The following is a 20,997-nucleotide window of genomic DNA, read 5'->3' as shown; positions in this document are numbered from 1 at the left end:
CCACTCCTGCCCATGCCACTCCTGCCCACGCCGACCCTGCCCATGCCACCCCTGCCCATGCCGACCCTGCCCGAATCGGACCGGGCGCCCGCCGCCGCGTAGTGGTCGAAGAGTTGGGCGCAGACCGCGTCCCAGGTGCGACCGAGGACGGTGGCGCGCGCGCCGGCGGCCAGTCGCTCGTGGTCGGCGAGCACCGCGTCCACGGCCGGCGACACCTCGGCGGCGTACCGGCGCGGGTCGAGCAGGACGCCGTTGACCCCGGCCTGCACGAGGTCGCGGGGCCCGCCCTGGTCCGGGCCGACGACGGGTACGCCGGACGCCTGCGCCTCCTGGATGGACTGGCAGAACGTCTCGAACTCACCTGGGTGGCAGAACACGTCCATCGTGGCGTAGGCCTGCCCGAGCTGGTCGCCGTGGAGTTCGCCGGTGAAGATCGCGTGGGGCATGGCGGCCTGGAGTGCGGGGCGGTCGGGGCCGTCTCCGACGACGACGAGGTGGAGATCTCCCCCCGGGCCCGACCGGTCGGCCAGCGACTGAAGGCGCTCGACGTGCTTCTCCGGGGCGAGCCTGCCGACGAATCCCACGACGGGCCGCCCCTGCGGGGACCACAGCGCGTGCAGGGCCGCACTGCGCCGGGAGGGTGAGAAGCGCTCGGTGTCGACGCCCCGCCCCCACCGGTACAGGCGCGGGATCCCGTGGGCCGCGAGATCCTCCATCGCGGCGGTCGACGGGGCGAGGGTGCGGTCGCAGCTCGCGTGGATGGCCCGGGTCCAGGTCCAGGCCGCGTCGGCGACGACACCGATCCCGTAGGCGTCGGCGAACCCGGCGACATCGGTCTGGTAGACGGCCACCGAGGGCACGCCCAGGGCGCGGGCCGCGGCGGCACCGGCGGCACCGAGCACGAACGGCGACGCCAGGTGCACCACGTCGGGGCCGAAGTCGCGCAGGGCGCCGAACACGCTCGGGCTGGGTGCGCCGACCGGCAGCGACGACACCACCGGCACCCTCACCGCGGTGACCCGGTGGACGGGATACCCCAGGTGGTGGTCGGGGCCACTGGCGTCCGGCCCGGGCCCGCCGAGCAGTGGTGCGACCGCGCTGACCAGCGGGTGCGCCCGGACGGCACCGGCGGCGCCCTGCCAGAAGCCGACCTGTCCGGAGGGGGCCACCACCAGACAGTCGTGCCCATGCCGACGCGCGTACTCCAGCACGCGCAGGACGGAGTTGGTGACGCCGTTGACGTTCGGCAGGAACGATTCGGTGACGATGGCTACGCGCACGACCCCACTGTCGCCGGGCCGGGACACGGGCCGGTGATCAGCGAGAAACGGTGCGTCGAACTCGTGGTGCCGCCCGGTGAACCCTCGGTGACGCGGCGGCGTAGGCGAGCGCCGCCAACGGGACGACCACCGCGGGCACGGACAGGGCGGGCACGACGGCGACGGTCCAGCTGCGTCCCGAGACCCGCACCAGATCCGGATTCGCGCGCCGGAACTCGACCTGCACCCGCTGCCCCTCGACGAGCCCGGTCGGGTAGAACACGCCGGTCACCGGTCGGACGGTCCGGCCGCCGCCGGCGTCGAACTCCACGGCGGCCCGCCGATCGGTGACCTCGGTGACGAAGGCGGTGGCGCTGCCCATGTCCCGGTCGATCCGCTGGTCGTTGATGAAGCACGCCAGCACGAGGAGCACGGCCGTGAGCAGCGAGAACACTCCCGCGGTCACGGCCACCACCCGCACGCCCCACCGGATACGGCGAGCGCGACGGATCTGCCGGGCCGAGACCGGGGCCGTCGTGGTCACCCGTCCGCCACGGCTTCCGAGCGCAGGGCCGCGTGGAGGTCGCGCAATCCCTGCCGGTCGGTCGCGACGCGCACCACCCGCAGGCCCTCGGGCACGACGTCGCGATGCCCGTGCGGGAACACGGGCTGCGCGAGCAGGGCCTCGAGCCCGGCCGGGTCGGTGTCGGTGAAGGGCACCCCGGCGCCCGCGCACAGGGCGCCCAGGTCGGCGCCGTGCGGGGTGCCGAAGACGCGCTCGAAGTCGGCGGCCAGGCGGGGGTCCCCCTGTTCGAGCAGGGAGAAGATGCCACCACCGTCGTCGTCGGCCACGACGATCGTCAGGTCGTCGGGGTGCCGCTCCCGCGGCCCGAGCAGCAGGCCGGACACGTCGTGCAGGAAGGTCAGGTCGCCCAGCAACGCGACGGTCCGCCCCGGCGCCGAGAGCGCGACCCCGATCGCGGTGGAGACCGTGCCGTCGATCCCCGACGCCCCGCGGTTGGCGTACATGGCCACATCCGGGTCGAGCGGGCCCACGAACGACAGGTCCCGCACGGCATTGGAGGCACCCACCACGAGGTTGTCCCCGGCCCGGACGCCGCGGGCCACGGCACGCGCCACGTGCAGTCCCGTCGGCGCGCCGGTCTCGAGATGCCGGTCCAGCAGCCGGTCCACGGCGGCGCGGGCGTGGGCGTCGGCGCGGGCCGTGGTCTCGGTCCATTCGGGGTCCACGCCCCACCCGGTGAGGACGGAGTCGGCGAGCTCGGCGGCGCTACCGGTGGGGTTGGGCGAGCGCGGGCCGGCGTCGAGGATCACGAGGTCGACGTCCGGGTCCGCCAGCAACCGCGTGACGGCGCGGTGCAGCGTCGGCCGGCCGGTGACCACCACCTGCTCGGGCCGCAGCGCCGGGATCGCCAGCGGGTGCACCGGGTGCAGCGGGACGGGGGCGCCGGGCTCGGCCACCGTCGGCACCGCCACCAGCCCCGACACCGGTGCCGCCCCGACCCCCGAGACGACCAACGTGGGCCGCGTGAGATCCACCGCCACGGCCGAATCGGCGGGCGCCGAGTCGACCCCCGCCCCCGCTCGCTGCACCCACGGACGACCGTCCGCACGCCCCTCCGGCAGACGACCGGCCTCCGGGCCGCCGCCGACCTCGTCGTCGTCGTACCCCGGTGCGTCTCCCCCGAGAGTGAAATCCTCGTCGCCCTCGCCCGGCACGAGCGGCTCGCGGAACGCGATGTCGACCTGCACCGGACCCGGGTCGGCCGCCGCGGTGGCGGTGAGGAGGGCACGGCCGATCGCGCTGCGCCAGTGCCGGTGCTCGGACTCGGGGTCCCCGGCCGCGCCGAGCTCGACGACCGCGCGCGCGTGCGGGCCGAACAATCCCACCTGGTCGATGGTCTGATTGGCGCCGGTACCGCGCAGTTCGGGCGGCCGGTTGGCCGTGAGCGCGAGGATCGGCACGCCCGAGTGGGCCGCCTCCACCATCGCCGGATGGAGGTTGGCCACCGCGGTGCCGGACGTGACGACGACGGGGACCGGCCGCCTCGACCCCAGCGCGAGCCCCAGCGCGGTGAACCCGGCGGCGCGTTCGTCGATCCGCACGTGCAGGGCGAGCCGGCCGGACCGCTCGGCGGCGGCCAACGCCAGGGCCAACGGAGCGCTGCGCGATCCCGGGCACAGGACCACGTCGGTGATCCCGTGGCGGATCAACTCGTCGACGAGGACACGGGCCTGCGCGGTGCTCGGGTTGCTCACGGTGGGGTTCATCGCCCCACAGCCTAGTCGGGGGACGTGCCCGGGTCGGCCGCATGCGCGAGCCGCCCGGCCAACCCCGCCAGCCGCTCCCGCAGCCCGTCCGGCGACTCCACGGCGAACGGGCCCGGCAACCTGGCGAGGTACCAGGCCAGCGCGTCGAGGTCGGCGGCCCCGGTCTCCAGCCGGCAGGCCGGGCCGTCCGGATGATCCTCGGCGCGCAGCTCGGTGACCGTCCCGTAGGTGGGCGGGAACTGCTCGACCACCTCCGCCGCGGGTGCGAACACCACCACCCGGGCCAGGTGTTGGTACGGCGCCGCGGTCACCGCGTGCTGCACGTGCGCGGCCGGATCGGGCACGTCGGGGCGGGGGGTGAAGCGCCAGCGGCTGCGGTGGACGGCCCGGATGCGATCGAGGCGGAAGGTGCGCCAGTCCGCGCGGTCGAGGTCGTAGGACAGCAGGTACCAGCGCCGGCCCAGCACGACGATCCGGTACGGCTCCACCCGACGCTCGGTGTCGCGGCCCGCGCGGTCGCGGTACTCCAGTCGCACCTGCTCGGTGCCGCGGACCGCGTGGCCCAGGTCGATGAGCAGCTCCGGCTCCACCGGGGTGTCCGAGCCGGGGACCGCGACCATCGACTCGGTGACGTCGGCGACCCGCTCGCGCAACCGGCCGGGCATGACCTGGTCCAGTTTGGTCAGGGCGCGCAGCGCGTGTTCGCCGACGCCCGCCACGGCGCCGCCCGCGGCCAGCCGCAGGGCGATCGCCACCGCCACGGCCTCGCGGTCGTCGAGCAACAGCGGCGGCAGTCGCCGGCCCGAGCCCAACCTGTACCCGCCACCCGCGCCGCGCTCGGATTCCACCGGATACCCCAGGTCACGGAGCCGGTCGACGTCACGGCGGATCGAGCGTGTGGTCACCCCCAGCTCGGCCGCCAGCTCGTCGCCCGTCCACACCGATCGCCGCTGCAGCAGGTCGAGCAGGCCCAGCACGCGCTGGGTGGTGGGCATCCTGTCCTCGGTCATGCCAGCAGTGTCCCACCCTCAGCGGACCGATACTGTCCGGATGGGCTGACACGCTGGGCGGACACCACCACCGTCAGGAGATCACCGTGACCACCACGACCCGTCCCATCGACTGGACAGCCCAGCTCGTCGACCAGCTCGATTTCCACTGGAACGGCCAACTGCGGCCTCGCCTGGAAGGCATGACCGACGATGAATACCACTTCTCCCCCGCCGCCGACGAGCGCACCTGGGACGTCCGACCCCGTGGGACCGGCACCGCGCCCATGCAGGGCGGCGAGGGCGAGTACACCATCGACTTCGAGTTCCCGGAGCCGGTGCCCGCCCCGCTGACGACCATCGCGTGGCGGATCGGCCACGTCGTCGTCGGCGTCCTCGGCGCCCGGTGGCACTCCCACTTCGGCGGACCGCCCCACGACTACATGACCCACACCTACGCCGGTGACGCCGCGGGCGGACTCGCCCAACTCGATCGCACCTACGCGGGCTGGATGGAAGGCGTGCGGGCGCTCGACGCCGAGGCCCTGGCCGCCCCCGTGGGCGAGGCCGAGGGCCCGTGGGCCGAGTACTCCATGGCCGCCCTGGTGCTGCACATCAACCGTGAGGTCATCCACCACGGCGCCGAGATGTGCCTGCTCCGCGACCTGTACGCCCACACCCGCTGACCCGGCGTCCCCGCCGTCGGCCCACGGCCCGCCCCGAACGCCCGCCCACCGGACACCGACCCCGAACACCCGCACCCCGTTACCAGAGGAGTCGTCATGCCCCTGTTCCCCACCACCCGCGACACCGAGCGGGAGAACCTGCTCGAATGGATCGACGCCGCGCTCGTCAACGCCCGGTCGATTGTCCACGGCCTCACCGGAGACCAGCTGCGCGTCCGCCCCGTGTCCACCAGCGAACTGACGCTGGGCTGGCTCATCCTGCACATCGGCGAGGTCGCCGAGAGCTGGACGGCCCGCGCCGCCGCCGCGCCCGACGCGCCCGCGACCGGGCGGTCGCTGCCGGAGGCGTTCGCCTGGGCCGAGACCGTCAACCGGGTCGACCCCGACGCCACCGCCGAGGAGATCCTCGCCGAATTCGACCGGCGGCACTCCGCCGCCCTCGACAACCTCCGGACGTGCGACCTCGACGCCCCGGTGCCGGTACCCGCCGAGATGCCGTGGTTCCCGCCCGGCCAGCCGTCGTTCAACGGACGCTGGGCGGCGATGCACGCGCTGAACGAGATCGCCCGCCACTCCGGACACGCCGACATCCTGCGCGAGGCGATCGACAGCCGGACGATGTACGAGTTGATCGCCGAGGACCAGGGCATCGACATGTCCTACATCGGAGCCTGGTTCGCCGCGCACCCGGAGGTGCCGGCCCCGCAGTGGTGACCGGCGGAGTGGTGACCGGCGCCGGGGTGGCCGGCGGCGGGGTGGCCGGCCCTCGGTGGCCGGCGCCGGGCTCAGCCCTCGTCGTACCATCCGTCGAACGTGGTGAACTGGCCCTCGATCATCCCGGCGACCGCTCCCGGTTCGGGGATGAGTTCGGCGTCGGTGGCGATGCCCACGGAGACCGTGCCGTCGTAGCTGAAGATGCAGATCCCCAACGCCTGGTCGCCGCTCATCGGCACCCACCCGAGCATCCCCGACACCGGCGTGCCGGCCAGCGAGACGGTGGAGACGGGCCCGGGCACCGAGGTCAGCTGGCCGACGGTCTTGTTGGCGAACAGGTCGATCACCGCGTGCGCCACCGGCCCGGGCGTGACGGCCACAGTGAGCATGGTGGCGAAGTTGACGTGCGGCTCGAGGGAATAGCGCACCCGCGTCATCGACGTGGTGATCGCCTCGATGAGCTCGTCGGTGTCGTCGACCCACAACGGGAGTCTCATGAGGATGAGCGTGATGTGGTTACCCAGTTCCTCCGGCAACTCGTCACCGACCGGGGAGACCGCCATCGGCACCATGAGATTGATGTCGGAGACCCGCCGGTCGCCCTGGGTGTCGAGGTACTCGGTGAGCGCCTTGGACACGGCGGCCAGCATCACGGTGGTGACGGTCGTGTCGTGCACCTTCGCCACCCGCTTGACCGCCGCCAGGTCGAGCCCCGCGATCCAGGAGACCTTCTTCTCCGCGTGCGCCTTTCCGCTCCAGGACAGTTCGGGGGATCGCGGCTCGAACAGCAGACGGAAGACGCCCCGGTAGGTGTTGGCGGTCCGGTTCTCCGCGTTGATGTTGTCCGTCAACGACTCCACGACGCGCGTCGGGACCCGCGTCAGTGACCGGCCGGGGGCCGCGACGTCCCGCGCCAGGCGGGCCAGCGTCAGCGGGAACCGGAGTGTGGCGCCGGTCACGCCCCGGGCGATCCCCCACGAGTCCTTGGCCAGTCCGGCACCCGCGCCGGTGACCGCCCCGAGGATGCCGCCGCCGGAGGGCGCGAGATCCCGGCCGACGCTGGGCAGGGACGAGTCGTCCTCGTGGTCGCACAGACCCAGCACGAGCTGGGTGAGCCGGATCCCGTCGACGACGCCGTGCTGGACGCGGAACAGGATCAGCGCCCCCTCCTGCTCGCCCTCGTGCCCGTGGTAGCCCTCGATGAACTCGGCCCGCCACAGCGGTTGCCCCTTCGGCAACTGCGCCGCCATCTGCTCGGCGATGTAGGCCTCGGCCTCGGCGCGACCGCCCGGCTCGGGAAGCCGGCTGCGCACGAGGTGGTTCGAGATGTCGTAGTCGGGGTCGTCGACCCAGTACCAGCGGCGGCCCCGGCGGACCGGGACGCGGTGGAACACCGGGTGGGCCTCGACCATCCGCGTCTGGATGGCCCGGGTGACCTCATCCCAGTCGGGGATCTCGGCGAACCACACCAGACAGTTGATGTACATGAGGTTGTCCGGGCGGTCCATGAGCAGCCACAGCTGGTCGCGCAGGGGGATCCGGATCCCGTCGTTCGCCGCCATAGCCCCGGCTCCTCTCGCTCGCCGACCAGTCAATGCCGACCGCTCACCGCCGACCGCTCACTCTTGCACCCGTCGATTCGTCCCCACGCTAGAGCAGCGTCGACATGCCCCACCGGGCTATGACCGAAACGGCAACGCAGACGGCGGCACAATGGGCGGATGCGCATCGTTCACACCCCGGATGATCCCCCGGCCAACGGCATGTACGCCCTGCTCACCGCGTCGATCACACCGCGCCCGATCGCGTGGGTGTCGACGATCTCGGCCGACGGGGTGCCCAACCTCGCGCCGTATTCGTTCTTCACCGTCGCCTGCGCCGACCCGGCGATCCTGTCCGTGACCTCGATCGGGCGAAAGGACACCTATCGCAATGTCGTGGACACGGGCGAGTTCGTGGTGAACATCGGCACCGAGTCACTGATGGAGGTCATGAACGCCACCTCGGCGCCCGTCGGCCCGGAGGTCGACGAGTTCGAGATGCAGGGGCTGACCGCCGACCCCTCGGACGTCGTCGCGCCGCCACGGGTCGCCGAGGCGCCGATCGCGTTCGAGTGCGTGCGCCATGACGTGATCGACCTGGGCACCAGCGCAATGCTGCTCGGACGCGTGGTGAGCGTGACCATCGACGACGAGATGCTCGCCGACGACGGTCTGCCCGACTTCGGATCACTGCTGCCGCCGTCTCGGTTGGGCCGCCACCAGTGGGGATACGCCCCGCGCACGCGCGAACTGCCCCGGCCGCGGAAGTAGGGCGCGGCCAGCCCGTCTGCACCGAACCCGCCACCGTCCTCGAGCGCCCCGACGCAGCCGCGCGCAACTCCTGCACACGCTCAGGATATTTCGCGTGCGGCTGCAGTGATTGCGCGCGGCTGCAGTGGGAGATTGCTCGGAGCTGGGATGAGGCTGGGCAGGCGCCGGGGCCGGCGGGGCGGCTGCGGCGGAGCGGCGGGGCAGCTGCGGCGGGGCCGCTCAGAGGAGCTCGTGGCAGCGGCGGATCCGGTCCAGCCACCAGTCGCGGACCTCACCGCTCACACGCAGGCCCTCCAGTCTTGCCGGGTCCGGCGCCACCGGGCGGACCGGGAGACAGCCGTCCTCGAGGGCGAACGTGCCCGGTTCGACCACGTCCTCGACGAAGAACCCGCCGGTGCCCAGACCTGCGGCGGGAATCGCGTTGTCGTCGTCGTCGGGTCCGGGACGGCCACGCCCGGCACCACCGGGCATCGCGGCTGCCGCGGCGACCCCCGCGGCGACGCCCACCGCCGAGTCGAGGGCGCTGGACACGGTGACCGGCACCCCGAGCTCTGCGGCCACCGCGAGCAGGCAACGCGGCCCGCCCAGCGGCGCGACCTTGACCACCGCCCGGTCGGCGCCGCCCGCCCGCACGACGCGCAGGGGGTCAGAGGCGCGGCGGATGGACTCGTCGGCGGCGACGTCCACGTGCACCCCGTCGGCGGCCAGGCGCTCCCGCAATTGCACCAGCTCCTCGACGGTGGCGCAGGGCTGCTCGGCGTACTCCAGGCCCGGCCCGTCCAGTGAGACCGGGCCGGTGCCGGGGGCCCGCGCGACGTCGTCCGCGCGCACCGCCTGGTCCAGCACCCGGATCGCGTGGGCGGCCTCGGCGACCGACCACGCCCCGTTGGCGTCCACCCGCACGCGCGCGCCGGGTCGGGCCTGGAGGACGGCGGCGACGCGGGCGACGTCGTCGACGAGCTGCTGCCCGGACTCGGCCACCTTGACCTTGACCGTCATACAGTCCGGGAAGCGGTCGAGGATCGCCGCGACGTCCCCGGCCGCGACCGCCGGGACCGTGGCGTTGACCGGGACCCGGGAACGCAGCGCCGGCGGCGGGCCCTGCCACGCCATCTCCAGCGCGGAGGCCAGCCAGTGGGCGGACTCGAGATCGTCGTACTCTCCGAACGGGCCGAACTCGCCCCACCCGGCGGGGCCCTCGATCAGCGCGACCTCACGTTCGGTGATGCCGCGGAACCGCACCCGCATCGGCAGTGCCACCACGTGCACGCGGGCGAGCAGATCGTCGATCGACTCGGGGCCCGGTACGGATGTCATGGCTCCACGCTAACGTCGAACCCATGACCGAGAGCAGCGCACCGCAGGACCAGGCCACCGGAAACCCGTTCGACCCGTCGCAGTGGCGGGAGGTCGAGGGCTTCCGGAACGGGGAGGACCTGACCGACCTGACCTACCACCGCCACGTGGGCGAGGGCCGGGTCAACGGGATCGTGCGGATCGCGTTCGACCGGCCCGACGTGCGCAACGCGTTCCGCCCGCACACCGTGGACGAGCTGTACCGGGTCTTCGACCACGCGCGCCGCTCCCCCGACGTCGGCACCATCCTGTTCACCGGCAACGGGCCCAGCTCGCGCGATGGCGGCTGGGCGTTCTGCTCGGGCGGCGACCAGCGGATCCGGGGCCGCTCGGGCTACCAGTACTCGACCGAGCACGACTCGGACGTCGCCGGCGCCACGGCCGACAAGGTCGACGAGGCGCGCGTCAAGGCCGAGGGCGGACGGCTGCACATCCTCGAGGTTCAGCGGCTCATCCGCACCATGCCGAAGGTCGTGATCTGCCTGGTCAACGGGTGGGCGGCCGGCGGCGGGCACTCGCTCCACGTGGTGAGCGACCTCACTTTGGCCAGCCGCGAGCACGCCCGGTTCAAGCAGACCGACGCCGACGTGGGGTCCTTCGACGCCGGCTACGGCAGTGCCTACCTGGCCAAACAGGTGGGCCAGAAGTTCGCGCGCGAGATCTTCTTCCTCGGCCAGGCGTACACGGCCGAGGAGATGTTCCAGATGGGCGCGGTCAACCGCGTGGTGGATCACGCCGAGCTGGAGAACACCGCCATCGAGTGGGCCCGGCAGATCAACGGCAAGTCCCCCACGGCGCAGCGGATGCTCAAGTTCGCGTTCAACCTCACCGACGACGGACTCATGGGCCAGCAGGTGTTCGCCGGCGAGGCCACGCGTCTCGCGTACATGACCGACGAGGCGGTGGAGGGCCGGGACGCGTTCCTCGAGAAGCGCGAGCCCAACTGGGACCACTACCCCTACTACTACTGACGGTCGGGGGCTTGCCGGCCATGGCCGCCACCCGCGAACTGCGCACCCTGCCCGTCCCCGGTGGCCCGGCGGTCGCCGAGGTGTTCCCCGCGCTGGCGCAGATGCTCGACGACCACGGACCGGCGCTGCTGCCGGTGCCGGCCGACGACCCGGCGCGCACCCGAATCCTCACCGACAGCCAACGCCCCGGTGACCCGATCGACGACCGGACCGCGCTGGTGGTGAGCACGTCCGGGTCGACGGGCACGCCCAAGGGGGCGATGCTCTCCGCCGCCGCGCTCGCCGCCTCCGCCGAATCGACCGACACCGTCCTCGGCGGGCCCGGCCGGTGGCTGCTCGCGCTGCCCGCGCATCACATCGCCGGCCTGCAGGTGATCCTGCGGTCGCTGCGCGCCGGGCACGAGCCGGTCGTGATGGACGTGACCCGCGGGTTCGACCCCGCGGCCCTGCCCGACGCGGTGGCCGCGTGCCGGGCGGGGGCCGGGACCGGGACCGGGACCGGGACCGGAGGGCCCGCGACCGGGGGCGGCAGCCCGCGCGCGTACACCTCGCTCGTCCCGGGTCAGCTGGCCAAGGTCCTCGACGACGGCCCGCCCGACGCCGTCGCCGCACTGGCCGAGCTCGACGCGGTCCTGCTCGGCGGGGCCGCGGCCGCACCGGAACTGCTCGCCCGCGCCGCCGACGCCGGGATCCGGGTGGTCCGGACCTACGGCATGAGCGAGACCGCGGGCGGATGTGTGTACGACGGCGCCCCGCTCCCCGGGGTGTCGGTGGAGGTCGACGACGACGAGGGCCGCGTCTGGCTGGCCGGCCCGCAGCTCGCGTCGGGGTACAGGAACGCACCGGATCACCCCGCGTTCGCCCGGTCGGGATGGTTCCGCACCGACGACGCCGGGCGACTCGACCCCGGGGGCGGGCTCCGGATCCTCGGCAGGCTCGACGAGGCGTTGAGCGTCGGTGGGCTCACGCTCCTCCCGCAGACCGTGGAGGATGCCCTCCGCACTCATCCCGCGGTGGTCGACGTCGTCGTCGTCGGGATCCCGGACGACCGGCTCGGGACCAGGCCCGTCGCGGCGGTCACGCTCCGCTCCCCCGCGTCCCCGGACGCCCTGCGCGCCCACGTGGCCGCGTCGCTGGGGGCGCATTCGGCGCCGGCGGTCGTCGCCGTGCTGGAGGCGTTGCCGACGCTGCCGGGCGGCAAGGTGGACCGACGCGGCGTCGCGGCGGGCGTCATCGATGGGACAATCGGGGCATGAGCCGCGAGACCGATCCCGTCACCCACCGCGAGACCACTCCCGCCACCGACGCCGCCCTCACCGAGCCCGGGGGCGCCACGCTCTCCCACTGGCTCGAGGGTGCCCGCCCCCGCACCTGGCCCAACGCGTTCGCCCCGGTGCTCGTCGGCTCGGCGGCCGCGGCGCTCGCGGGCGGGTTCGTGCTGTGGCAGGCGCTCCTGGCGCTCGTGGTGGCGTGGTCGTTCATCGTGGGGGTCAACTACGCCAACGACTACTCGGACGGCATCCGCGGCACCGACGACGACCGCGTGGGCCCGCTGCGACTGGTGGGCTCGGGACTGGCCCGGCCGGCGACGGTCAAGCGCGCCGCGTTCGGGTTCCTCGGGCTGGGCGGGCTCGCCGGGCTGGTGCTCAGTGCGACGTCGGCACCGTGGCTGATCCTGGTCGGGGTGGCCTGCATCCTGGCGGCCTGGTTCTACACGGGCGGCAGGACCCCGTACGGGTACCGCGGGTTCGGCGAGGTCGCGGTGTTCGTGTTCTTCGGCCTGGTCGCCGTGATCGGTACGCAGTTCACGCAGCTCGGGTCGATCACCTGGTACGCGGTGGTGGCGGCCGTGGCGGTGGGGAGCTTCTCGTGCGCGGTGAACCTCACCAACAACCTGCGGGACATCCCCTCGGACGCCGAGTCCGGCAAGATCACGCTCGCCGTGCGCCTGGGCGATTCGCGGACCCGCGGCCTGCACGCGGTGCTGGAACTGCTGGTCCCGCTGCTGGCGACGCTCGCCCTGATCCCGGCGACGCCCTGGGCGCTGCTGGGGCTGCTGGCGTTGCCGGTGGCGTGGAAGGCCAACGCGCCGGTGCGCGCACGGGCGACGGGTGCCGGACTCATCCCCGCGCTGACGATGGCCGGGATAGCGATGCTCGCGTGGAGCGTGCTGGTCAGCGCCGGGTTCGTGATCGCCTCGCTGTGACACGGCGGTGCGCGTTCACCCCGGCGGTCCGCGGAGGCCCGGCGACGAGCCCCCCGCACCCGGCGCGGTACAGACGACGGCGGCCGGCCCCCACCTCGGGGACCGGCCGCCGTCGATGTACGTGCGGACTACCTGCCGGATGTACTGAGTGCCGAATGTGCTGAGCGCCGGGTGGCTACTTGCCGAGTGAGCCCTCGGGCACGGCGTTCCAGGCGGACTGGATCCCGTTGTTGAGGGCCAGGGCGGCACCGCGGAGGGCGTCCTTGACCTGCTCGGGCACCGGCAGCGTGTCGATATCGGCGATGGTGATCGTGCCGGGGGCCGGAGGGGCCACCGGCGCGGCCACGGGCGCCGGAGCCGGGGCCGGGGCGGGACGCGGTGCCGGGGCGCCGCCGACACCGGTACCGCCGGTGGTCCCGCCCGCACCGCCGGTGACGGTGACCGTGGTCGTCTCGGTGCGTACCGGTACCCCGAAGATGAAGGCGGTCGCCACGGGCTCGTACACGCCCGCGACGGTGGGGGTGCCCCTGATCGCGGTGGTGGCCGGATCGTAGGTCAACCCGGGGGGCAGGCCTCGGAACTGGATCGAGGCGCCGGGGGGCGGGGTGACGTAGTCGCTGACCCGCCGCTCCATGTACTCGCCGACGCGCAGCGTCAGGGACGGCAGGGCCGCGGGTGCAACGTCGGTGGCCTCGACCACCAGGGGCGTGTGGTCGGGCGCCTCCGTCTGGCCGCACGCGACCCCGACCGCGGCCATTGCGGCGAGTGCGCGGGAGGAGGCGACGACAGGACGGGAGATACGCATATACGCCTTTCGTTGGATGACGTCGCGAGATCGTGACCGTCCCAAGGGAACCTAGGAACGCACCACACCCCGGGGCCATCTCACGAAGTGAGACGACCCCGGGGTGGAGGTGGTCACCGGCGACCTACCCGGCCGCCGGGAGTCTGTCGATCAGCCGCGACCGTTGGCGACCGTCGGCCCGGGGGCCTGGACCCTGTTCGGGGCGCCGGCGGCGACGGTCGGCGCACCGGCGGCCACGGTCGGGGCGACCGACCCGGAGGAGCCACCGTTGCCGGTGTCGCTCGATCCGCCGGTGGTGGTGCCGCCCGTGGTGGTCGAACCGGGGAGGGCGGGCAGGATCGCGGTCGAGCCCGGGATCGAGGAGCCGCCGCCCAGCGCGAGGCTGAGACCGGCGATGCCGAGGAGGGCGGCGCCCGTCAGTGCCAGCCCGGGGGCCAGCGCCCCGAGGGAACCGGTGTCCGCGGGGAAGGACGAACCCGGGACGGTGATCTCGCCACCGCCGGTCAGGTCCCCACCGGTGACCATCTCGGCGCCGGTCTGGGTTCCGCCGGTGGTGGTGGATCCGGGGATCGTGGATCCGGTGGTCTCGGTGTCGCCGTCGGTGGTCGAGCCGGTCTGGGCGTCCGAGTCGATCAGCGAACCGAGCGGGGCCAGCGGGCCCAGGCTCTGGGTGTCCAGGCCGCCGGTGGCGTCACCGCTGACCTCGCCCTCGGTGGTGGAGCCCGGGGCACCGAGCGAACCGTTGGTGGGCGTGTCGGTGTCGGTGTCAGTGTCCGGCATCCCCGGGGTCCCCGGCGCGCCGTTCGACAGGCTGCCGAGGCCGAGCTCACCGTTGGCCGCGCTGCCGAGCGGGCCGGTCGGCGCATCCGGGGCGTTCGGGTTCTCGGGGGTGACCCCGCCCTGTCCCGTCGAGCCGGCGGCGAGCTCGGCAACGGAACCGGCGTCGCCGCCGAGGGAGGAGACGATGCCCGCCACGGCGCCGAGGATCGCGTCCGTACCGTCGGAGCCCGTGGTGATCTGGCCACCGGCCTGCGCCTCGCCGCCGAGGCTGCCGTCCACGGCGGCCGTTCTCTCACCTGAGACGCCGGTCGGCGCGGAGCCGTCGGCGTTGTTGATCGTCAGGGTGACGGGAATCGTGACGACTCCGCCAATGCCACGCCCGGTCACCTGGATGGTGTACACGCCCGGAGTGGTCACAGTGCCCGAGATGCCACCGTTGCCGTCGTACTCCAGCCCTTCCGGAAGCCCGGTGACGTCCTCGACGACGAACCCGGTCGACTGAGTGGCCTGGACGAGCGCTCCTGCGTTGAAGGAGAACTCCGCCCCGGCGTCGAACGAGGGGGCGGCCACGGCGACGGTCTGGATGTCGTTGCGGACGGTGGGCGCATCGGGAGCGGCGATGACCATTCCGCCCACGAGCGCGACCGCTGCTGCGGCTGCGACGGGGGCGGCAAGGCGACCCCGGACGATACGACGAGGACGGGCGAGGCGAGCACGCATCGGCTGGTTCCTTCCGGAGGGGTTCAGATCGCTCACTCCGCGGAACGGGAGGGCAGACCATTACGAGTGCCACTCTAACCACATGCATACCAACTGTCTACTCCTGTCACATAAGTCACGTAGTTCTCATGGGCCACACCAGTAACACACCCCCTGGGTATATTCGCGCACGTGGATCCGCGCTCATCGCTTCGGCATGAGCAGCGCCACAAGGAGACGGCCGCGGGAAAATCACCGCGGCCCGGCCCCCGTGTCGGGGCCGGGCCGCAGGAGACCGAGAGGCGGGGTCAGGCGCCGGGGACCGGGACGGAGGTCGCGAGCGCCGCCTCACCGGCATCCGCGTCGTCCGAGTCGACACCGTCCCGGTTCGCACCGTCGGTGCTCGCGTCGTCGGAGGCGGCGATCGAAGTTCCGGTTCCAGCGTCGTCGACGGAAGTCGTGGTGGTGGCCGGGGCGGACGTGGTGGAGCTGGCGGTGGCCGTGCCGGTGACCGTGCTGACAGGATTGCCGTCACCGTCGACGATCACCGTGACCGGCGGCGGGACCATCTCGCCGCCGAAGACCAGCGTGCACAGGCCCTCGCTGAGCGAGCCGGCCTCGCCGACCAGCGCCGACCCGCGCCCCTCCCCCGCGACTACGTCGAGCAGGTTCGGGAAGGAATCCAGAGCCGAGGTGATCAGATCCATGACGCCGGTGGGGACGCCGTCGATCCCCAGCAGCGGAGAGAACTTGGCGACCGAACCGCCCAGGGCGGGCAGCTCGCAGGCCGCGTCGGTCTCGGGCACCAGGTCGCCGACGCTCGTGTCGTCCCCACTGGCGGAGTCGAGGCTGCCGGACTCGAGACTTCCCGGCGAACCGCCACCGAGAGAGCCCGCGTCGGCACCCTCGCCGTCGGTTCCGTCCTCGCCGTCGACCCCCTCGCCGGAGGCGTCGCCCGAGGCGCTTTCGGACCCTCCGGCGAGGCTGGCCGCGTCGGCGTCGCCCCCCTCGAGGCTGCCGAGCGAGATGCTGCCGGACGCGGTCTCACCGGGGAGGGCGTCGTCGTCCTGCGCGTTGACGACGGGGACGGACAGGGCGACCAGCGTGAGTGCGGCGGCGGAGGCGGTGACGACCTTGCGGGTGAACATGTGTGATGGACCCTCTTCGACGGCGACGTACGTAATCGAGCCACTGCGCCCCTCCGGGCCGCCCGAGGTCGACAGGGGGACTCTATCGCCCCGACCCGCGCCCCGTGGGGACATTGCCCGGGGGCGCGGGGAGGGTCACTGCCCGAGGCTGCCCGCGCCGGTCGTGAGCAGACCCAGCAGCGCGGCGGGGCCGTCGCCCGGAACAGCCGCACCGGTCGTCGCCCCGTCCGTGGTGGCATCGCCGCCCGCAGTGGTCGTCGCCCCGCCCGTGGCGGTCTCTCCACCGGCCAGGCCGCCGAGCAGCGACGGAGAGATCGTGCAGAGGATCTGGCCCACCGAGCCGAGGCTCTCGACCGACCCGCCCTCGCCGAGCACGGACGGGAGCAGGTTGACGACCGTGTTGAGCAGAACCATCACGAGTCCGGCCGATTCGGCGTCGTCGCCACCGGTCACCAGGGGCAGCAGCTGAGCCAGCGAGGCACCGTCCATCTGCCCGTCCCCGACGACCGCGCACAGATCCGGGGTGGCGCCGACCTCGTCGTCGTCCCCGGTCGTCTCACCGTCGCCGGCGCCCGTTCCGTCACCCTCATCGCCGGCGAGGGTGTCGTCCTCGGCGGTCGGATCACCGGGGACCGCCGAGAGTGTGGGGTCGGACTGCCTGGCGGTCGTCGCGGTCTCGTCCGTGGTGGTCGCCGTGGTTGCGGCCGGGCTCGTGATGGCCGGGCTCGTCGTCGCCTCCTCGTCCTCCGACGGGGCACCCGCGCCGTCGGTGACGGTGATGGCGACCTTCTCCGACTGCGAGATCCCCGAGTTGGAGACGGTGACGAGCACCTCGTACTCGCCCGCGCGGGTGGGCGTGCCGGAGATGACCCAGCCGTTCTGGGCCAGACCGTCGGGCAGGCCGGTGACCTGCACCGTCGTCCCGGGCGGGATGGTGCCGCCGGCGGCCTGGGCGACGACGGGCTCGAGGTCGAGGTTGACCGCCGTGCCGAGCGGGAGCTCCTGCGCACCGGCCTGGCCGGTCGCGTTCTGGGTCAGCTGGATGTCGCCGGCGTCGACGGCGGCGGGCGCGCCCACCGCGGCGACGGTGCCACCACCGACCACGGCGAGCGCGGCCAGGGCGCCGCCGAGGGCGAGGGAACGGGCACGGGGGGCGGTGCGGTGCGAGCGTCGCTGGAACATGAGGTCACCTTGTCGTCCGGGAGCTGGGCACGACCGGGTCCAGCCCAGTCACACAGGTACCATACGTCACATCAGTCACATGGGCCACAGGTGCGGTGTCGTGTCGGACCGGGTCTCCACAACCGGGGTCCCTACACTCACCTCCGGACGCCACGCCGCGACGGAAGGACCCACGTGACCCCACCCCCCGAGATCGCGATCCGGGCCCACGGCCTGCGCACGACCTATTCCCACGGGCGGGTGAAGGTACGCGCACTGGACGGCGTGGACGTGGCGATCGACAAGGGGCGCTGGACCGCGGTCATGGGCCCGTCAGGCAGCGGCAAATCCACCCTCATGCACTGCCTGGCCGGCCTGGACACGCCCGACCACGGCACGGTATCGATCGGATCGACCGAGATCACCCGCCTGGGTGACGCGGGACGTACCCGGCTGCGACGCACCCGGGTGGGCTTCGTGTTCCAGTCCTTCAACCTCGTGCCGGCGCTCTCGGTACGCGAGAACATCGCGCTCCCCGTGCGGATGGCGCTGCGTCGCCCGGACCGGTCGCGCCTCGACTCGCTGGTCGGCGAGCTCGGGATCGGCGACCTGCTGAAGCGGCGCCCGCACGAACTGTCCGGCGGCCAGCAGCAGCGGGTGGCCATCGCCCGCGCCCTCCTGCCGCGCCCGGACGTGGTGTTCGCCGACGAGCCGACCGGCAACCTCGACTCCGAGTCCGGCGAGTCGGTGCTGGGACTGCTCGGCGCGTGTGTCCGCGAGGCCGGCCAGACCGTCGTCATGGTCACCCACGACGCGCACGCCGCCGCCCACACCGACACCGTGGTGGTACTGGCGGACGGACGGATCGCCGACGAGGTACCCTCCCCCACCCCCGAGGCCGTCCACACGGCCATGCGCTCGCTCACCGGCCGCCGGCCGGCCACCGCGTGAGCCCCCACCTGGTCCTGGGTCAGCTGCGCGCACACGCGGGCCGCTACCTCGGCACCATCCTGGCGATCGCCGTGGCCGTCGGCTTCGTCCTGGCCTCGGTGGGCGTACTACGCACGATGACCGCCAGCGCCGACGCGACCTTCGGGATGCGGTACTCGGGCACCGCCGTGCTCGTGCAGAACCTCGGCGACCGCACCTCCGCCGGCACCGACGCCGCGCGCGAGGAAGCGGCCGAGGCCCAGCGGCTCGGCCTGGGGGCCATCGCCGCCACCCCCGGGGTGCGGGCCGTCACCGTGGACGCCCAGACCTACGTGCGGGTCCGCGCCGAGGGACGCGCCCAACAGGTGACGACGACGACGGCGCTCGCCACCGACGACGGTCTGCGCTGGCAACCGCTGGCCGACGGGCGGCTCCCCGCCGCTCCCGGTGAGGTGGCGATCCGCAGTGACGCGGACCTCCCGCTGGGCGCCACGTTCGAGGTGCTGCCGAGCGGCGCCGGTGATCCCGTCCCCGTCACGGTGGTGGGGCTGTTCGACCTTGCAGGGCAACCGGACATGAACTCGGCGTTCCCCCTCTACACCGTCGACGAGCAGGTACAGCAGTGGGCGCCGAACGGGGCCGGGGGCGATATCCGTGTGGCCGGCGACGGCACGGTGTCGGACGAGGCGCTGGCGGCGGAGATCGAGCAGCGCCTGGACCGGATCCCGGGCACGTCCGCCGTCGAGGTGTCCACCGGCGCGGCCGAGGCGGACGCTCTCGCGGAGTCCTTCATCGGCAGCCGCGACGTCTACACCCGGGCCCTGCTGGCCTTCACCGTGCTGGCCGTCGCGGTGGCCGCCCTGGTCATCGGCACGACCTTCGCGGTGGTGTTCGCCGCGCGCGTCCGGGAGACGGCACTGTTGCGCTGCCTGGGCGCCTCGCGGCTGCAGTTGCGACTGTCCGGGATGGCCGAAGCCTGGTCGTCGGCGCCGTGGCGACCGCCGCGGGGTTGGCGTTGGGTCGGTTCGCGGTCTCACTCGCGGCCCGGGAGGCCCCCCGACTCGGCGTGACGATTCCCCTGCAGGAGGTCAGCGTCCCCGGATCCGCCTATCTGCTCGCCGCCGCGGTGGGCGTGGGCGTCACCCTCGTCACCGCTCTCCCGCCCCTGTGGCGCGCCACCTCCGGCAGCCCACTGGAGGCGCTGCGCCCGGCCGATGTACGGCCCGACCCGTGGTGGCGGCGGCTGGCTATGGTCGCGGTGGGTGCCGTGGTGGGCGCCTTCGGCTGGCACTCGATGTCGGCGGTCGTCGAGGCGGGGGCCGTCGTCGAGGCCGGCGCGTGGGGCGTTCTCGCGTTCCTGGGGATCCTGGCCGTCGTCGCCGGTGCCCTGCCCACCCTGCTCGGGGCGCTCGGCAGCGTGGTGGGAGTGCTGCTCGGCCCGGTGGGTCTGCTCGGCGCTCGGAACATCGCCCGCAGTCCGCGCCGCACCGCCGCCACCTCGGCGGCCGTACTGGTGGGCGTGACTCTCACCGCGACGATGGTGACCGGCATCGCCCTGCTCGGACCGGCTATCCAGGCCAGGCTCGTCGACCGCGTCCCGCTGGACATCGCCGTGACCGCATCGAGCGGCGACACCCTGCCCGAGGGACTGCCGGGGACGCTGGCGGAGCTCCCGGGCGTGGACGAGTCCCTGGTCGTGACCGACATGTACGCGGAGGGCCCCAGGGGAAAGCGCACGGTCCTCAGGGTCGCCGACCCGGAGCGGGTCGGCGACGTGATGCGCCGCGACGTCGTATTGCCCGGGCCCGGGGAGATCGTGCTCCCGGAGTCCTCCCCCGTGGCCGCCGGTGCCCGCGACGGCGAGACCGTCCGGTTCACCTTCTTCTCCGACGACGACGGTCGCGACCTGGTCGTGCGTCGGACGAGCGATCAGTGGGCCCTGGCCGCGCCCGGGAGCGTGCCCGCCTGGCCCGTGGCGCAGTTGCCCGACGGGTCCCCGTGGCCGGAGGGCGTGGAGGTGCCCACCCAGTTCGTCCCACGCACCGAGGTCTGGCTGCGCATGGATGACTCCCTGGCCGGTCAGCGACTCGAGTCGGCACTGCAGGGCGTGCGTTCCGCCGTCGTGGACGCCGCGCCCGATGCGGCCGTGACCGAGAGCTTCGCCTCCCGCGAGCAGATCGCCACCTCTGTCCGGACCGTCCTCACCTCCAGCTCGTTGTTGCTGGCGGTGGCGGTCGCACTGGCCCTGGTGGGGGTCGCCAACACGCTCACGCTGGCGGTCCGGGAACGGACCCGGGAGATCACCCTGCTCAGAGGCGTCGGGGTCACCCGCTTCGGCGTGTGGCTCATGCTTGTCCTCGAGACCGCGTTGGTGGCCGCCTGCGCCGCAGCCCTGGGCGTGCTGCTGGGGGCGGCCTTCGGCACGGCCGGGGCGGCCGCGCTCACGGGGACCGGTTCCGGCGCGGGAGGCATCTTCAGTGACCTCGGTGGGGTCGGTAACGATGGTGTACCCGTGGCCGATCTGGTGAAGGTGGGGTTCGGGGGCGTCCTCGCGGCTGTCCTCGCCGCCGCCGTCGCCTCCGTCGGGGCGGTCCGATCCCGGGTCGCGTCGGACTAGATGCTCGCGCTTCCCGACCGTCCTCCGGGGTGAAAAAGATTCCACCCCGTCCGTCCGGTAGCCATCCTTTGA

General features: G+C 73.4%; 18 protein-coding genes and 1 pseudogene. 9 read left to right on the top strand and 10 right to left on the bottom strand.

The window, feature by feature from the left end:
* Nucleotides 1-47: 47 nt before the first annotated feature.
* The 4 genes and pseudogenes from AC3DEV_RS01920 to AC3DEV_RS01905 all read right to left on the bottom strand — a co-directional run.
* Nucleotides 48-1,280, bottom strand: a pseudogene (locus AC3DEV_RS01920) (glycosyltransferase family 4 protein); the annotation flags it as partial.
* A 37-nt stretch (nucleotides 1,281-1,317) separates the two neighbouring features.
* Nucleotides 1,318-1,803, bottom strand: coding sequence for a DUF3592 domain-containing protein (locus AC3DEV_RS01915; protein ID WP_132063057.1), 486 nt, complete (start codon nucleotides 1,801-1,803; stop codon nucleotides 1,318-1,320).
* The gene (menD, locus tag AC3DEV_RS01910) at nucleotides 1,800-3,551 is read right to left on the bottom strand and encodes a 2-succinyl-5-enolpyruvyl-6-hydroxy-3-cyclohexene-1-carboxylic-acid synthase (RefSeq protein WP_488371137.1); all 1,752 of its coding nucleotides are present in this window, start codon (nucleotides 3,549-3,551) and stop codon (nucleotides 1,800-1,802) included. Before menD ends, AC3DEV_RS01915 begins: the two co-directional genes overlap by 4 nt.
* 11 nt (nucleotides 3,552-3,562) lie before the next feature.
* Nucleotides 3,563-4,561: a helix-turn-helix transcriptional regulator gene (locus AC3DEV_RS01905; protein WP_120284184.1), complete on the bottom strand. Its 999-nt coding sequence runs from the start codon at nucleotides 4,559-4,561 to the stop codon at nucleotides 3,563-3,565.
* A 107-nt stretch (nucleotides 4,562-4,668) separates the two neighbouring features.
* Between AC3DEV_RS01905 and AC3DEV_RS01900 the strand changes: the two genes are divergently transcribed.
* Nucleotides 4,669-5,226, top strand: coding sequence for a DinB family protein (locus AC3DEV_RS01900; RefSeq protein ID WP_396444321.1), 558 nt, complete (start codon nucleotides 4,669-4,671; stop codon nucleotides 5,224-5,226).
* Between the two features lie 96 nt (nucleotides 5,227-5,322).
* Nucleotides 5,323-5,940 (top strand): mycothiol transferase, encoded by a 618-nt coding sequence (locus AC3DEV_RS01895; RefSeq protein WP_488371136.1) that lies wholly within the window; start codon nucleotides 5,323-5,325, stop codon nucleotides 5,938-5,940.
* A 71-nt stretch (nucleotides 5,941-6,011) separates the two neighbouring features.
* Here AC3DEV_RS01895 and AC3DEV_RS01890 read toward each other — a convergent pair whose 3' ends face one another.
* The gene (locus AC3DEV_RS01890) at nucleotides 6,012-7,502 is read right to left on the bottom strand and encodes a WS/DGAT domain-containing protein (RefSeq protein WP_488371135.1); all 1,491 of its coding nucleotides are present in this window, start codon (nucleotides 7,500-7,502) and stop codon (nucleotides 6,012-6,014) included.
* 159 nt (nucleotides 7,503-7,661) lie between these two features.
* On the opposite strand from AC3DEV_RS01890, the gene AC3DEV_RS01885 reads away from it, so the two are divergent.
* Nucleotides 7,662-8,252, top strand: a complete 591-nt coding sequence (locus tag AC3DEV_RS01885) for a flavin reductase family protein (RefSeq protein ID WP_488371134.1) — start codon at nucleotides 7,662-7,664, stop codon at nucleotides 8,250-8,252.
* Nucleotides 8,253-8,471: 219 nt separating this feature from the next.
* On the opposite strand, the gene AC3DEV_RS01880 is transcribed toward AC3DEV_RS01885, so the two are convergent.
* Nucleotides 8,472-9,569, bottom strand: a complete 1,098-nt coding sequence (locus tag AC3DEV_RS01880; RefSeq protein ID WP_488371133.1) for an o-succinylbenzoate synthase — start codon at nucleotides 9,567-9,569, stop codon at nucleotides 8,472-8,474.
* A 23-nt stretch (nucleotides 9,570-9,592) separates the two neighbouring features.
* Here AC3DEV_RS01880 and AC3DEV_RS01875 point away from each other — a divergent pair, with 23 nt between their 5' ends.
* From AC3DEV_RS01875 to AC3DEV_RS01865, 3 genes are read left to right on the top strand one after another with little or no spacing between them, the layout of a single operon-like run.
* On the top strand, nucleotides 9,593-10,579 hold the full coding sequence (locus tag AC3DEV_RS01875) for a 1,4-dihydroxy-2-naphthoyl-CoA synthase (protein ID WP_488371132.1): 987 nt from the start codon (nucleotides 9,593-9,595) through the stop codon (nucleotides 10,577-10,579).
* A 20-nt stretch (nucleotides 10,580-10,599) separates the two neighbouring features.
* Entirely contained in the window at nucleotides 10,600-11,835 is a 1,236-nt protein-coding gene (gene menE / locus AC3DEV_RS01870; RefSeq protein WP_488371131.1) for an o-succinylbenzoate--CoA ligase, read from the top strand.
* Nucleotides 11,832-12,785 carry a 1,4-dihydroxy-2-naphthoate polyprenyltransferase gene (locus AC3DEV_RS01865; RefSeq protein ID WP_488371130.1) on the top strand — a complete coding sequence of 318 codons (954 nt, stop codon included), beginning with the start codon at nucleotides 11,832-11,834 and terminating at the stop codon, nucleotides 12,783-12,785. The genes menE and AC3DEV_RS01865 overlap by 4 nt, the downstream gene beginning before the upstream one ends.
* A gap of 175 nt (nucleotides 12,786-12,960) precedes the next feature.
* Here the strand turns inward: AC3DEV_RS01865 and AC3DEV_RS01860 are convergent, their stop codons facing one another.
* The 4 genes from AC3DEV_RS01860 to AC3DEV_RS01845 all read right to left on the bottom strand — a co-directional run bounded on the left by AC3DEV_RS01860 (nucleotide 12,961) and on the right by AC3DEV_RS01845 (nucleotide 17,399).
* The gene (locus AC3DEV_RS01860) at nucleotides 12,961-13,590 is read right to left on the bottom strand and encodes a hypothetical protein (RefSeq protein ID WP_488371129.1); all 630 of its coding nucleotides are present in this window, start codon (nucleotides 13,588-13,590) and stop codon (nucleotides 12,961-12,963) included.
* Between the two features lie 150 nt (nucleotides 13,591-13,740).
* Nucleotides 13,741-15,090 (bottom strand): hypothetical protein, encoded by a 1,350-nt coding sequence (locus AC3DEV_RS01855; RefSeq protein ID WP_488371128.1) that lies wholly within the window; start codon nucleotides 15,088-15,090, stop codon nucleotides 13,741-13,743.
* A 287-nt stretch (nucleotides 15,091-15,377) separates the two neighbouring features.
* Entirely contained in the window at nucleotides 15,378-16,217 is an 840-nt protein-coding gene (locus AC3DEV_RS01850) for a hypothetical protein (protein ID WP_488371127.1), read from the bottom strand.
* 135 nt (nucleotides 16,218-16,352) lie between these two features.
* Nucleotides 16,353-17,399 carry a hypothetical protein gene (locus tag AC3DEV_RS01845; RefSeq protein WP_488371126.1) on the bottom strand — a complete coding sequence of 349 codons (1,047 nt, stop codon included), beginning with the start codon at nucleotides 17,397-17,399 and terminating at the stop codon, nucleotides 16,353-16,355.
* Between the two features lie 174 nt (nucleotides 17,400-17,573).
* On the opposite strand from AC3DEV_RS01845, the gene AC3DEV_RS01840 reads away from it, so the two are divergent.
* Genes AC3DEV_RS01840 through AC3DEV_RS01830 form a run of 3 tightly spaced genes read left to right on the top strand, consistent with a single transcriptional unit; the run spans nucleotide 17,574 to nucleotide 20,925 of the window.
* The gene (locus AC3DEV_RS01840) at nucleotides 17,574-18,329 is read left to right on the top strand and encodes an ABC transporter ATP-binding protein (RefSeq protein ID WP_488371125.1); all 756 of its coding nucleotides are present in this window, start codon (nucleotides 17,574-17,576) and stop codon (nucleotides 18,327-18,329) included.
* Nucleotides 18,326-19,378, top strand: a complete 1,053-nt coding sequence (locus tag AC3DEV_RS01835) for an ABC transporter permease (RefSeq protein WP_488371124.1) — start codon at nucleotides 18,326-18,328, stop codon at nucleotides 19,376-19,378. The genes AC3DEV_RS01840 and AC3DEV_RS01835 overlap by 4 nt, the downstream gene beginning before the upstream one ends.
* Nucleotides 19,375-20,925, top strand: a complete 1,551-nt coding sequence (locus tag AC3DEV_RS01830) for an FtsX-like permease family protein (protein ID WP_488371123.1) — start codon at nucleotides 19,375-19,377, stop codon at nucleotides 20,923-20,925. Before AC3DEV_RS01835 ends, AC3DEV_RS01830 begins: the two co-directional genes overlap by 4 nt.
* Nucleotides 20,926-20,997 lie beyond the last annotated feature (72 nt).

This window comes from Dietzia sp. IBK-p2-15D (assembly GCF_057773105.1).
This window is presented reverse-complemented; position numbering and strand designations above follow the sequence as displayed.

What these genes read in the sequence shown, in the direction of transcription:
- AC3DEV_RS01890 (WP_488371135.1), bottom strand. Translation starts at nt 7,502, where the DNA reads ATGGCGGCGAACGACGGGATCCGGATCCCCCTGCGCGACCAGCTGTGG.
- menD (WP_488371137.1), bottom strand. Translation starts at nt 3,551, where the DNA reads ATGAACCCCACCGTGAGCAACCCGAGCACCGCGCAGGCCCGTGTCCTC.
- AC3DEV_RS01880 (WP_488371133.1), bottom strand. Translation starts at nt 9,569, where the DNA reads ATGACATCCGTACCGGGCCCCGAGTCGATCGACGATCTGCTCGCCCGC.
- AC3DEV_RS01845 (WP_488371126.1), bottom strand. Translation starts at nt 17,399, where the DNA reads ATGTTCCAGCGACGCTCGCACCGCACCGCCCCCCGTGCCCGTTCCCTC.
- AC3DEV_RS01855 (WP_488371128.1), bottom strand. Translation starts at nt 15,090, where the DNA reads ATGCGTGCTCGCCTCGCCCGTCCTCGTCGTATCGTCCGGGGTCGCCTT.
- AC3DEV_RS01885 (WP_488371134.1), top strand. Translation starts at nt 7,662, where the DNA reads ATGCGCATCGTTCACACCCCGGATGATCCCCCGGCCAACGGCATGTAC.
- menE (WP_488371131.1), top strand. Translation starts at nt 10,600, where the DNA reads ATGGCCGCCACCCGCGAACTGCGCACCCTGCCCGTCCCCGGTGGCCCG.
- AC3DEV_RS01895 (WP_488371136.1), top strand. Translation starts at nt 5,323, where the DNA reads ATGCCCCTGTTCCCCACCACCCGCGACACCGAGCGGGAGAACCTGCTC.
- AC3DEV_RS01860 (WP_488371129.1), bottom strand. Translation starts at nt 13,590, where the DNA reads ATGCGTATCTCCCGTCCTGTCGTCGCCTCCTCCCGCGCACTCGCCGCA.
- AC3DEV_RS01875 (WP_488371132.1), top strand. Translation starts at nt 9,593, where the DNA reads ATGACCGAGAGCAGCGCACCGCAGGACCAGGCCACCGGAAACCCGTTC.
- AC3DEV_RS01865 (WP_488371130.1), top strand. Translation starts at nt 11,832, where the DNA reads ATGAGCCGCGAGACCGATCCCGTCACCCACCGCGAGACCACTCCCGCC.
- AC3DEV_RS01850 (WP_488371127.1), bottom strand. Translation starts at nt 16,217, where the DNA reads ATGTTCACCCGCAAGGTCGTCACCGCCTCCGCCGCCGCACTCACGCTG.
- AC3DEV_RS01905 (WP_120284184.1), bottom strand. Translation starts at nt 4,561, where the DNA reads ATGACCGAGGACAGGATGCCCACCACCCAGCGCGTGCTGGGCCTGCTC.